Source organism: Pseudomonas fulva NBRC 16637 = DSM 17717 (assembly GCF_000730565.1).
In the GTDB taxonomy this organism is placed as follows: domain Bacteria; phylum Pseudomonadota; class Gammaproteobacteria; order Pseudomonadales; family Pseudomonadaceae; genus Aquipseudomonas; species Aquipseudomonas fulva.
This window is the reverse complement of the sequence record NZ_BBIQ01000003.1, coordinates 302,068-313,711: the sequence shown is the minus strand read 5'-3', so window position 1 is coordinate 313,711 and position 11,644 is coordinate 302,068. Positions and strand designations below refer to the sequence as shown.

Annotated in this window: 10 protein-coding genes; 2 read left to right on the top strand and 8 right to left on the bottom strand. The window is 64.8% G+C overall.

Annotation, left to right across the window (positions count from 1 at the left end; all coding sequences use genetic code 11):
- Positions 1-35 precede the first annotated feature (35 nt).
- The 8 genes from PFU01S_RS22580 to PFU01S_RS05640 form a co-directional block, all read right to left on the bottom strand.
- Positions 36-164 (bottom strand): hypothetical protein, encoded by a 129-nt coding sequence (locus PFU01S_RS22580; RefSeq protein WP_255212318.1) that lies wholly within the window; start codon positions 162-164, stop codon positions 36-38.
- Positions 165-296: 132 nt separating this feature from the next.
- Entirely contained in the window at positions 297-1,619 is a 1,323-nt protein-coding gene (locus PFU01S_RS05670; RefSeq protein WP_028687949.1) for an ATP-binding protein, read from the bottom strand.
- Positions 1,616-2,299, bottom strand: coding sequence for a response regulator (locus tag PFU01S_RS05665; protein WP_027916040.1), 684 nt, complete (start codon positions 2,297-2,299; stop codon positions 1,616-1,618). The genes PFU01S_RS05670 and PFU01S_RS05665 overlap by 4 nt, the downstream gene beginning before the upstream one ends.
- A gap of 381 nt (positions 2,300-2,680) precedes the next feature.
- The gene (locus PFU01S_RS05660) at positions 2,681-3,256 is read right to left on the bottom strand and encodes a nucleotidyltransferase family protein (protein WP_028687950.1); all 576 of its coding nucleotides are present in this window, start codon (positions 3,254-3,256) and stop codon (positions 2,681-2,683) included.
- A complete protein-coding gene (locus tag PFU01S_RS05655) occupies positions 3,253-4,224 on the bottom strand; it encodes an XdhC family protein (protein WP_027916038.1) in 972 nt (323 codons plus the stop codon). The genes PFU01S_RS05660 and PFU01S_RS05655 overlap by 4 nt, the downstream gene beginning before the upstream one ends.
- A gap of 3 nt (positions 4,225-4,227) precedes the next feature.
- Positions 4,228-5,439 carry a cytochrome c gene (locus tag PFU01S_RS05650; RefSeq protein ID WP_033737212.1) on the bottom strand — a complete coding sequence of 404 codons (1,212 nt, stop codon included), beginning with the start codon at positions 5,437-5,439 and terminating at the stop codon, positions 4,228-4,230.
- Between the two features lie 2 nt (positions 5,440-5,441).
- Positions 5,442-5,978: a (2Fe-2S)-binding protein gene (locus PFU01S_RS05645; protein ID WP_023535868.1), complete on the bottom strand. Its 537-nt coding sequence runs from the start codon at positions 5,976-5,978 to the stop codon at positions 5,442-5,444.
- Positions 5,971-8,802 carry a xanthine dehydrogenase family protein molybdopterin-binding subunit gene (locus PFU01S_RS05640; RefSeq protein WP_027916036.1) on the bottom strand — a complete coding sequence of 944 codons (2,832 nt, stop codon included), beginning with the start codon at positions 8,800-8,802 and terminating at the stop codon, positions 5,971-5,973. The genes PFU01S_RS05645 and PFU01S_RS05640 overlap by 8 nt, the downstream gene beginning before the upstream one ends.
- A 282-nt stretch (positions 8,803-9,084) precedes the next feature.
- Here PFU01S_RS05640 and dsbD point away from each other — a divergent pair, with 282 nt between their 5' ends.
- Both dsbD and PFU01S_RS05630 read left to right on the top strand, forming a co-directional pair.
- Positions 9,085-10,806, top strand: coding sequence for a protein-disulfide reductase DsbD (gene dsbD, locus PFU01S_RS05635; protein WP_028687952.1), 1,722 nt, complete (start codon positions 9,085-9,087; stop codon positions 10,804-10,806).
- Positions 10,806-11,642, top strand: a complete 837-nt coding sequence (locus PFU01S_RS05630) for a TlpA disulfide reductase family protein (protein ID WP_028687953.1) — start codon at positions 10,806-10,808, stop codon at positions 11,640-11,642. Before dsbD ends, PFU01S_RS05630 begins: the two co-directional genes overlap by 1 nt.
- Positions 11,643-11,644: the final 2 nt, after the last annotated feature.

Genomic DNA, 11,644 nt, shown 5'->3' with positions numbered 1-11,644 from the left:
TCGGCCTCCTGAAGTCGCGATCTGCGGCGCCTGAACTACCGCGCGCTTAGAAGCAAGAGCAAGAGCAAGAGCAAGAGCAAGAGCAAGAGCAAGAGCAAGAGCAACTGCAACTGCAACTGCAACTGCAACTGCAACTGCAACTGCAACTGCAACTGCAACTGCAATGATTATAGATCGAGAAGTCTACCAGAATAGGTAGCAGTAGACATCTTCACCGACTATAAAAGAACTAGCTTGCTCAACCACCTCTTACACTGCGTGCTTTGGGCCCCAGAATGTTCAGACAACGCTCAGGATCACCCCGCAGGCCGCGCCGGCACCTGCAATACCACCCTCAACCCATCACTTCGGCTATCGAATTTCAGGCTACCCGCACAGCGCTGCACAATTGCCTGAACGATGGCCAAGCCAAGTCCGCATCCGCTGCTCTGGCCATGACGCCAGAAACGCTCGGTCAGGTGCCCGAGGTCTGCCTCGGCAATGCCTGGCCCGTGATCGCGCACCATGAACCCCACCTGCCCCTCCACGGCCTGTACCTCCAGCTCCACCGCATCGTCACCGCCATGGCGCAAGGCGTTGTCCAGCAGGTTGCGCAGCGCCGCCACCGCGAGCGGTGCGGGCATGCTCAGGTAGACCTGGGCCGCCTCGGGCGGCAAGTTCAGGACGATCCTGCGGTTGTCACCACCCCCGGCGTCCTGCACCGCCTGACGCGCGACTTGCTCGGCACTGCACTGCACACCGTCGTCGAACGACAAGCTACCCTCCACCCGTGCCAGCATGAGCAATTGCTCCAGGGTCCGGTGCATGCGATCGGCGCCCTGTTCGGCATGCTCGAGCGCTTGTTCGCGCACCGTGCCCTCGGTCATGCGAGCAACCTGCAGGTGGGTCTTGATGGCTGTCAGCGGGCTGCGCAGCTCATGGGCGGCATCGTCGGTCAGGCGCCGCTCGCGCTCGATGGTCTGGGCGATGCGCACGAACAGCTGGTTCTGGGTCTCCAGCAACGGCTGGAGCTCACTGGGCATGCCGGCCACCTGCAACGGCTCGACACTGTCGGGGCGCCTGCGCCGCAGGGCATCGCGCATGCGATTGAGCGGCTCCAGGCCTTTGCCCAGCCCGATCCAGAGCAAGCCCAGGCTGCCCAGCAAGGCCATCAGCACCGGCGCCGAGGCAGCGAGCAGGATGGACTGGTTCAGGGCTTCGCGCTCCATGTGCCGGTCGGCTGTGGTGATGCGTACATCGCCATGGTTGTAGGTGAAGGTGCGCCATGAGGCATCGTCGATGGTCTGGTCGCGAAAACCACTGCGCCCGTCATCCATGACGCCATCGTGCTTGTGGTTGCTGGCCAGGATTTCCCCACGCAGCGAGCTGACCTGGCAGGCCATGCCGTCCGGTACGCTCAACTGGTCAGCCGCATAGTGGGTACCTTCGCCCTTGACGCTGAGCGGCTGGGGCAGCTGGTCGATCAGGCCGGCAACCATGCGTGCAGATGCCACCAGGCGCTGGTCGAGGGAGAACATCATCTGCTGGCGCAGGTCGCGCAACATCCAGGCGGCGGCCAGCGCCCAGATGATCACGAAGGCACTGCCCAGGATCAGGCTCAGGCGCACACGCAGGCTCATGATGGCGTCTCGGTGGGTGCATTGGCTGGGCCCAGGCGATAGCCTAGCCCGCGCACGGTCTCGACGATGCCATTGCCCAGCTTGCGGCGCAGGTGATGGATATGCACGTTCAGCGCATTGCTTTCCACTTCGTCGTTGAACCCGTACACGCAGTCCTTTAATTGCTCGCTGGACAGCACGCGCCCGGCGTTCTGCAACAGGGCCTGGAGCAAGGCTTGCTCACGACGAGACAGGTCCACGGGTTTGCCGGCAAGCGTAGCCTCGCAGCTGCTGGGGTCGTAACGCAGCGGGCCATGCTCGATCACGTTCACCGCACGGCCGGCGACTCGGCGCAGCAGGGTGTGCAGGCGCGCGGCCAGCTCGCGCAGGTCGAACGGCTTGAGCAGATAGTCGTCGGCCCCGGCCTGCAGGCCGTCGACGCGATCAGTGACCGCATCACGGGCGGTGAGCACCAGCACTGGCAACGTCTCACCTTGCTGACGCAGGCGGCGCAGCAGCTTCAGGCCGTCCTCGTCGGGCAGGCCAAGGTCGAGGATCATCACGTCGAACTGCGCCGCCTGGAGCATGGCCCGGGCGGCGGCGGCATTGCCCACCCGGTCGACGGTCAAGCCCTGTGCGGCAAGGCCTGCACAGATGCCAGCAGCGATGAGGTCGTCGTCCTCGCAAAGCAGAACGTGCATGGGTGGGGCTCCCGCAATGGTGTGGCCGACATTGCAGCGTGAATGGATTAAGGGGGAATTATGGACGCAGGCACAGGGTTTGGGGAGAAGGATTGGGCGGCGAAACGTGCGGATTGTCTGACAGTCAACGAGCGGTCTTGCCGGAGCGCCGGACCATGCGGTGCTTAACTTTGGGGGTCAACTGTCATGCACCACATCTGGAGTCTATCGGCTTCCCGTGTGGGAGCGGCCCTTGTGCCGCGATGGGCCGCGCAGCGGCCCCGGCACTATTAGCTGCGAAGCTGAAACCTCAAAACAGCGCCCCCTGACTGATCCAGCCAGGCCCTTTTATAGAGATCGCTATCTTCCAGATACAGCGCAGCACCACGTGCCCCGCCCTGCTCAACGCCCTAAAACGCCCAGCGCCTCGGGCGTGTCCACATCCATCAACACCCCCGCATCCGACACTTCGATCACCGTGCAGGAGGCACGGTTGGCATGCACCACCGCTCTGGCGCCTTCGTCACCGGTCAGCCCCAACAGCGCCGGCCAGAACGCGCGCCCGAAGATCACCGGATGCCCCTGCTGCCCAGCATGACGCGGCAGCACGATGGTCGAAGCCTGGGCGATCTCGGCCAGGTGCCTGAGGGTCGCGGCCTCTATCCACGGCATGTCCCCCAGCAAGATAGCCACCGCCTGCGCATCGCTGTCAGCCAGGGCGGCAACGCCTGCTGCCAGGCTGTGCCCCATGCCCGAAGCTGCCTGGGCACTGACGACCCAGCCACAGGCGGTGCCCAGGTCGAAGTCCTCGCGACCCTCGTCCTCGCGTACCACGACACGCACATCCTCGAACACCGCCTCGGCCCGTTGTACACATTGGGCCAACAGGCTGCGCCCGTCGGGCAGCAGGGCCCGGCGCTTGTCGGCACCGAAGCGCCTGCTGCGCCCAGCGGCCAGGACCAGCGCCGCCACCTTCACAAGGCGGCCCGGTCAAGCCCGTTGCGCACCCGCAGTACATCTGCCAACACCGCCAATGCGATCTCGGCCGGCGTCTTGCTGCCCAGGTTGAGGCCGATGGGCGCATGGATGCGATCCAGCGCATCGGTATCCAGGCCGCCGATGCGGTGCAGCCGCTCGCGGCGTTTATCGGAGGTGGCGCGCGAACCCATCACGCCGATATAGAACGCCTCGGTACGCACAGCTTCGAGCATGGCCAGATCGTCGATCTTGGGATCGTGGGTGAGCGCCACCACGGCGGTGTCGGCATGACAACCGCCATTGAAGATGAATTCCGAGGGCAGCTCGCGGCGTACCTCGATACCGTCGATCTGCACCCCTTCGAGCACCTCCTCACGTGGCTCGCACAGGACCACTTCGAACCCCATGGCCTTGGCGAATTCGGCGCAGTACTGGGCAACACTGGAATACCCCGCCAGCAGCAGCCGCTGGGCGGCACCCACGCGCAGATGCACGCAGTCACCGTCGCGGTGCACGCGCGGCCCTTGACCGGCTGCGTCTGTCAGACCCTGGATGCCGCTGGGCACCTTGACCTGGCGCAGTACCCGCCGCTGACCCTGCAACGCGCTTTCCAGCTGGCGCAGGTGGTCTTGCACCTCGCACGTGGACGGCAGGCGTTCCACCAGCACGTCCAGCACGCCGCCACAGGGCAAGCTGACCCGCGAGCGCGGGTCGCTGCCATCGCCGTAGCGCACGATGGCCGCCGGTTGCACGAACTCGCCCAGGGCCACGCGTTCAAGAAAATCGTCTTCGACGCAACCGCCGGACAACGACCCCAGCCACTGGCCCTTGTCGTTGACTGCCAGCAACGAGCCCGGCGCGCGGGGCGCCGAGCCGTAAGTGGCGAGCACGGTGCACAACCACACCGCTTGACCTGTGCTAGACCACTGCAACGCCTGGCGAATCACCTGTAGATCGAGATGCTGCACGCTTTACTCCGCTTTCAGCTCGGCCAGCTGTTGTTCACTGAAATCACCGGGCAGCCCGCCCCATGCCTGACGCAGGTAGTTGACCATGTCGGTCACCTGGCGTTCATCGAGCTTATCAGCGAACCCTGGCATCGGCTGCATGCGCTCAAAGCCGGTGAACTGCTGCTCGCGGATCCCGTCGAGTATCACCTTGGCCAGGTTGCGCGAATCGGCCTGGCGCAGCACCGTATTGCCTTGCATCGCCACGGCGATGTGCGGCTTGCCCTGCCCCTCCACGCCGTGGCAACCGGCGCATACGTTCAGGTATTGCTGGCGACCGCGCTGGGCACTTTCGCTCATCTGCGCCAGCGGCACGGGCGCGATCGCCTTGGCCACCGGCGGGTTGTCGCCGAGCAGGTAAGTGGCCATGGCGGCAAGGTCGGCGTCTTCCAGGTGCTGAGTGCTCAGGTGCACCACCGGAAACATTTCGTTGAACATACTGCCCTGGGCGCTGATCCCGTGCTTGAGGAACGCGGTCAGATCCGGTTGCGACCAGCCGCGCTCGGCCAGGTCGGTGGCCAGCAGGCTCGGGGCCAGGTATCCGTTGAGCAGCCCACCGCTCAGACGCAGGTCCTGCTGCAAGGCGCCGACCGAGTTGCGCGGGGTGTGGCACTCGCCGCAGTGCCCCATGACCTCGACCAGGTACTGGCCACGCTGCCAGGCAGGGCTGCTGCCTTCGACAGGCTGGGCCTGCACGCTCTTGCCGTACAGCATGTTCCAGCCGCTCAGGCCAAGGCGCACGTTGAACGGAAAACGCAGGGCCGTCTGGGGTGCCGGGCGATGGACCGGGGCGATGGTCTTGAGGTAGGCGAAGATCGCATCCGAGTCTTCACGCCGCATCAGGTGATACGAGGTATAGGGCATGGCCGGATACAGGTTGGCGCCGTCCTTGCGCTTGCCTTGGGTGACGGCCGCGAAGAACTCGTCGGCGTTGTAGTTGCCGATGCCGTACTGCTTGTCGGGCGTGATGTTGGTGCCGTAGATGGTGCCAAACGGCGAATGGATCGGCAGGCCACCGGCGAACGGCGCTCCGCCCTCGGCCGTGTGGCACGCCATGCAGTCGGCAGCACGGGCCAGGTACTGGCCGCGCTTGATCTGGCCGTCATCACTGGCCAGCGCCGAGCACGTTGCGGCAAGGCCAAACGCTAGCGCCAGGGCGCTACGGAAAAAGCCCATGCTCAACCCTCCTTTACCAGGCCGAGGTCATCGAGCACCGTGCGCGTGGCCTGGTAGTAGCGCACATAGCCGGTGCAACGGCAGATGTGGTGACCAAGGCTGGCTTCGATACGTGCTTGCACCTCGCTCTTTTTCAGCGGCTGGCGCTGTGCGGTTTCCACCAGGACTGTGGCGGCGTTGACGAAGCCTGGTGCGCAGTAGCTGCACTGGAACGCGAACAGGTCGACGAACTTCTGTTGGATCGGGTTCAACGTAAGGTTGCCAGCCTCGTCCTGCTGGGCGTGGCCTTCGATGGTACGGACCTTCTTGCCTTCGAAGTAATGGGCGCCGGTGATGCAGGTGCGCACTTCTTCGCTGGTGCCGTCGGGGTTGTCGACGATCACCACGCAGGCGTGGCAGATGCCCTGCCCGCAGCCAAGGCGCGAGCCGGTGAGGTTCTGGTGCTCGTGCAGGTAGTCGATCATCGCCAGGTCGTCAGGGACCTGGACCGGGCCGACCGGTTGACCGTTGAGGGTCAGTTGCAGTGGACGGTTAGCCATTGAGGGCCTCCTGGATACGGGCTGGGGTAATGGGAAGATCGCGTACGCGCTTGCCGATGGCATGGGCCACGGCATTGCCGATGGCACCGACGATCGGGATCATCACCACCTCGGCGATGCCTTTGGACGGGTCGGTGGGTGAAAGCGGCGGAAGAATCTCGCTGCTTTGCGTCCATACCGCCACATCACGCGCGTGCGGCAGGCGGTACCGGTTGAAGTTCCAGTCGCCCTCCCCCGGCCCGCCTTCGTACAACGGCATTTCCTCGGTCAGTGCATGGCCAATGCCCATGGCGATGCCGCCTTCGAGCTGGCCCTTGACCAGTTCAGGCACCAGCACGCGGCCGCATTCGACCCAGCTGTGGTGATCGAGGACCTGCACCTGGTGCGTGCCTTTGTTCACCTTCACCTCCACCAGGGTGGCGACCGGGCTGTAATAGGTGACCATGGCGTTGTTCAACTGTGTATCGGGGTAGGCAGGGTTCTGACGGTCGAGCAGGTGGTAGCCGCTGCTGGTCATCTGCGCCTTCTTGGCATTGGCGGCGCCGTCGCCGTACTTCACGGCCAACGCGTCGAGCGGGAAACGCTCGCGCACGCCGTCGATGACGAAGTCGGACTCAGCCCAGCTCCAGCGGTTGAAACCGTGGACGCTCACGCCTGTTACCAGGCCCATGGCATGGGCCTTCTCGGCCAGTTGCGCAAAAGGAATAGGCGCCAGGCCGTTGCCGGTCAGCTCACCGTTGACCCACACTGCGTTTTCCCGACGCACCACCAGCGGGTTGGCCTGGCCGCCGTGCGGGCCCTGGGTCCAGATGGCCATGGCAGCAGGCCATAGGCCGTGATTGAACAACGCGCGAGCCGCCTCGCGTGTGGCATGGCTGAAATAGAACGCCGAGTTGGTCGCCGACGAGGGTGAGGCCAGCTTGCCGACCCAGCGCGGGTTGCGCAGGGCGGCGTCCTGTTCGGCCTGGCTGATCAGGTACGGGTTGCCGCTGGTGGACAGTTGAAGCTCGGGCCACTCGGTGACGGCAGTGAGCACTTCGTCGGCCGAACGGCCCAGGAAATCGCTGACCACCAGTGCCTGGGAGGTGGACATGCCGGTGCCAAGCTCGGTGCCGATGTGGCGCAGGCTGATGCGCCCGTCGCGGCTGAACTCGATGCTGGCCATGGGTGCTTCGGCGCCGGTGCCGAAGTCTTTCTGGCAGATGGCAAAGCCAGTGCCGTACCAATGATCCGGGTCGCTGGCCTCGCGCCGTTGCTTGCGTGCATCACGGTTACGCCAGCCTTCGTGCTGAGCCGCCTTGTCGAGGATCTCGTGCAGGCGCAATGCACCGGCTGGCACCGCGCCCTGGGTATTCTTCATGCCCGACTTCAGGGCATTGTTGCGCCGCAGGTCAATGGCATCGACGCCCAGGCGGCCGGCCACTTCGTCCACCATCATCTCGGTGGCGGCCATGCTTTGCAGGGTGCCGTAACCGCGCATGGAGCCGGCTTCCACTGCCCGCGAATGATAGGCAGTGACTGCCAGATCGTTCTGCGGCATGTAGTAGATCGACTGGGCAGCGGTAGCGCCTACGGCTGCAACGGAGGGGCTGTAGTTAATGCGACCACCGCCGTCACAGCTCATGTCGGCACGGAAGATCTTGAAGCTGTTGTCCTTCTTGTCCACCGCCAACTGGTAACGGATGTCGAAGGCGTGGCGCTTGATGCCGCTCTGGAATTGCTCGTAGCGGTCGTTGGCCAGGCGCACCGGCACGCCCTCGCCATACAGCGCTGCCACGGCAGCGTAGAAGACGAAGATGTTGTTGTCCTTGGAGCCGTAGCCAACGGTGTAGCCTGGGTGCATGTTCAAGTGCTTGAGGCCAAAGCGTGACGGCTTGATCATGTGCACGCATTCCTGCGCGGCCTCGAACGGGCACTGGGTCGCCACGACGAAATGCAGGGTGCCGCTGGCCACGTCGAACCAACCGTTGCCGTTGTCCGGCTCCAAGGCCGCCGGCTCGATGGAGGGGGTCTTGAAGCGCTCGTCGAAGACCAGCCAGTGCTCGGGCGGGTTGGCCAGCTGTTCGGCCATGCGGTTGGCGTAGAACAGGCCCTGCTCGGTCAGGTCGCCATGTTGGTTGGGCGACTTGGACCACACCGGCTTGCGGTTGAGGATGGTGGGAAACAGCGGCGAATCCTTCAGGCTGGAGAATTCGTCTTCGTCGAACGGGGTGGCGCCACCCACCCGCACGAAGCGGAAACTGCCGTAGGGGTCACGCTGGTACAACGGCGCCTGGGCGCCGTAGCGAATAACCTGGTCGTTGAATTGCAGCAGGCGCTTGGCCTGACGAAAGCGCTCGAAATCGTGCCAGATCAGCAGCGCCACCGGGTGGCCGATGAACATCGGGACCTTGCCAGGGGGCAAGAGCGGGTCTGGCGAGTGCGCCTCGGGCCAGGCGATGCCGTCGCGCTCCAGGTCGGCAGCGGTGACGATGCGGTCCGGTTGCAACTCGGCACCCAGCACACTGAGGTCGTGGCCTTCATAGAGGCGGTCGGCCTTGGTGGCCTTGAGCAACAGAGCGTGGCCTTGCTGCGCAGGCCAGCCGGGCATGTCCTTGGCACGAATGTCACGGGCGAAGACCTTGTTGCCACAGACTTTCGACAACGCGTCGTTACGAAAGCGCGCCTTGCCGTCATGGTTCATCCATTTGAGCGGCGAGGCGGTAACCCGGTCCTCCATCAACGCGGCGAACGCCTGGCTGCCAAGCGGCGCCAGGGTCACGCCGACGCCAGCGATCAGGCCGCCTTGCAGAAAGGCGCGCCGGGAAATATCACGGTTGGACATGCTTGATCCTCTGGGCAGCAGGGGGTGCTGCCCATGTGTTCTTAATTCTTGTGCAGGGGTCGAGGGGGTCGAAACCCTGTCGTGCAGGTCAGGAAAAACTGACTTGATTGTCAACTTTACCGCATTGACGCCATCACAAGCAAAGTCAAGCTGACATTGTGTCGCGGTATTTCGTCGAACCCGGAGGTCAGCCGACTTGCTTCAACCCTATTCCCGCGTTAACAGTGGGTTAATCGATCCTCGCCAGCATGGCCCCATTCAACGATCTGCCAAGGCAAACTCATGCGCGTTTTTCTGCTGTTATTGATGGTGCTGCTGGCTGGCCCAGCGCAGGCCAACCCATTCGCCACCAAACCTGACTTTCTACCCGTCGAACAGGCTTTCGTGCTAACCCACGACCGTCAGGCCGACGGCTCTACCCGCCTGTATTTTCAGATTCAGCCGGGCTATTACCTGTACCAGAAACGCCTGAAGTTCGACGGGCTGCCCACGGGCCAGCATCCGCCCTTGCCTGCGGGCATCAATCACCACGATGAGTTTTTCGGCGACAGCACCGTCTACCGCGAACAGCTTGAGTTGACGGTGCCCCCCGGCGCCCAGGGGCAGTTGCGTCTTGGCTGGCAAGGCTGCGCCGATGCGGGCCTGTGCTACCCCCCGCAGACGACGCTGGTCGACCTGGGGGGCGAAGCCTCGGTCGCCACCCTGGAAGCTGAGCAGGCCAGCGATCAGGCGTTGGCCAGCGGCCTGCAGCAGGGCAACCTGGCCTGGGGCCTGCTGGCCTTCTTCGGCCTGGGCCTGCTGCTGGCCTTTACGCCCTGTTCGTTGCCGATGCTGCCGATTCTCGCCGGGCTGGTGCTGGGCAATGGTGCCAGTGCACGGCGTGGCTGGATGCTGGCTGGCACCTACGTGCTGAGCATGGCCCTGGTGTATGCCGCCTTGGGTGTGGTGGCTGCGCTACTGGGCGCCAGCTTGCAGGCCTGGCTGCAACAACCCTGGTTACTGGGCAGCCTGGCCGCTTTGTTCGTGTTGTTGGCCCTGCCCATGTTCGGCGCCTTCGAACTGCAATTGCCCGCTGCCCTGCGCGACCGCCTGGACCGCGCCGGACAGGGCACGCGCGGTGGCAACCTGTATGGTGCTGCGCTGCTGGGCGTGTTGTCCGGGCTGCTGCTGGGGCCCTGCATGACCGCGCCGCTGGCCGGGGCGCTGTTGTACATCGCCCAGAGCGGCGACGTGCTTCAAGGGGCGCTGGTGCTGTTCAGCCTGGGGCTGGGCATGGGGGTACCGCTGCTGCTGATCGTGACCCTGGGCAACCGCTTCCTGCCACGCCCTGGCGCCTGGATGAACCTGGTCAAAGGCATCTTCGGCTTCGTGTTCCTGGCCATGGCGCTGTACACGGTGCGCAGCCTGCTCCCGGCCAGCTTGCTGTTGGCCTTGAGCGGGGCCTGGCTGATCGCACTGGGCTGGACCGCCTGGCCTGCGCTACAGCGCCTTCCGGCGCTGCGCATTGCACCGTTGCTGGCAGCCATGTGGGGCGGCTTGCTGCTGGTCGGCGCCGCTGCCGGCGGCGATGACCTGTGGCAACCGCTGCGCCCATTCACGGGTGGGACGGTGGCCGCCACCGACTCGCCTGCCCACGACGCCTTCGTCACCGTGAGTACGCCCGAGGCACTGCAACAGGAGCTGGACGCGGCCAAAGGCCGCAACCAGTGGGTACTGCTCGATTACTACGCCGACTGGTGCGTGGCCTGCAAGGTTATGGAAAAGCAGGTGTTCAGCCGTAGCGACGTCCAGGCCGAACTGGCCGGCGTGCACCTGCTGCGCCTGGACGTCACCACCGATACGCCCGCCAGCAAGGCGCTGTTGCAGCGTTACCAGGTGCCTGGCCCACCTACCCTGATCTGGCTCGGCCCAGAAGGCCAGGAGCGCCGGGCAAGGCGCATCACCGGAGAAGTGGATGCCGCCACCTTCGTGCAACAGTGGGCCCTCACCCGGAGCCAGGGCTGATGCTGACCGTGACCCTGGGGCCACTGACCATGGCCCTGAACCATCTGGTGCTGCTTTGTGCCCTGGGCGTTGCCAGCGTGGTCGGCTGGTGGGTGGCACGGCGTGGCGGCGAGAGCCCCGAGTCCGCGCTGTTCAATCTGTTCCTGATCGGCCTGTTGTGCGCGCGGATCGGATTTGTCGCGGCCTACTGGTCGATGTACCGGGGCGATCTGCTCCAGATCATCGACATCCGCGACGGCGGTTTCCTGCTATGGCCAGGGCTTGTGGGCATCAGCCTGGCTGCTGTGTGGCAAGGCTGGCGTCGCCCTGGCCTGCGCCGGCCATTGAGCTGGGCGCTGTTCAGCGGCGCCTTGTTCTGGGGGGTGGCCAGCTTGGGTAGCCACCTGTACAGCAAGGGGACCGAATTGCCTGCCATCACCCTGCGCGATGCCGCAGGCGAGTCGGTGGCGTTGCAGCGCTACCGGGGTAAGCCGCTGGTGATCAACATCTGGGCGACCTGGTGCCCGCCCTGCCGCCGGGAAATGCCTGTACTGCAACAAGCGCAAGGCGAGTACCCCCATGTGACGTTCCTGTTCGTCAACCAAGGCGAGACACCTGAAAACGTCAGCACTTTCCTGGCCACCACCGGCTTGAGCCTGACCCACGTGCTGTTCGACGGCACTGGCCTGCTGGCCCAGCGCGTCGGCTCCATGGCCCTGCCTACCACCCTGTTCTACGACGAGGGCGGCCGCTTGCTTGGCAGCCATCTGGGCGAGCTGTCGCGCGCCAGCCTGCGTCACGCCCTGGAATCCTACCAACGGGCCGCCACGCCCGAACCTGCCGCACAAGGACATTGACC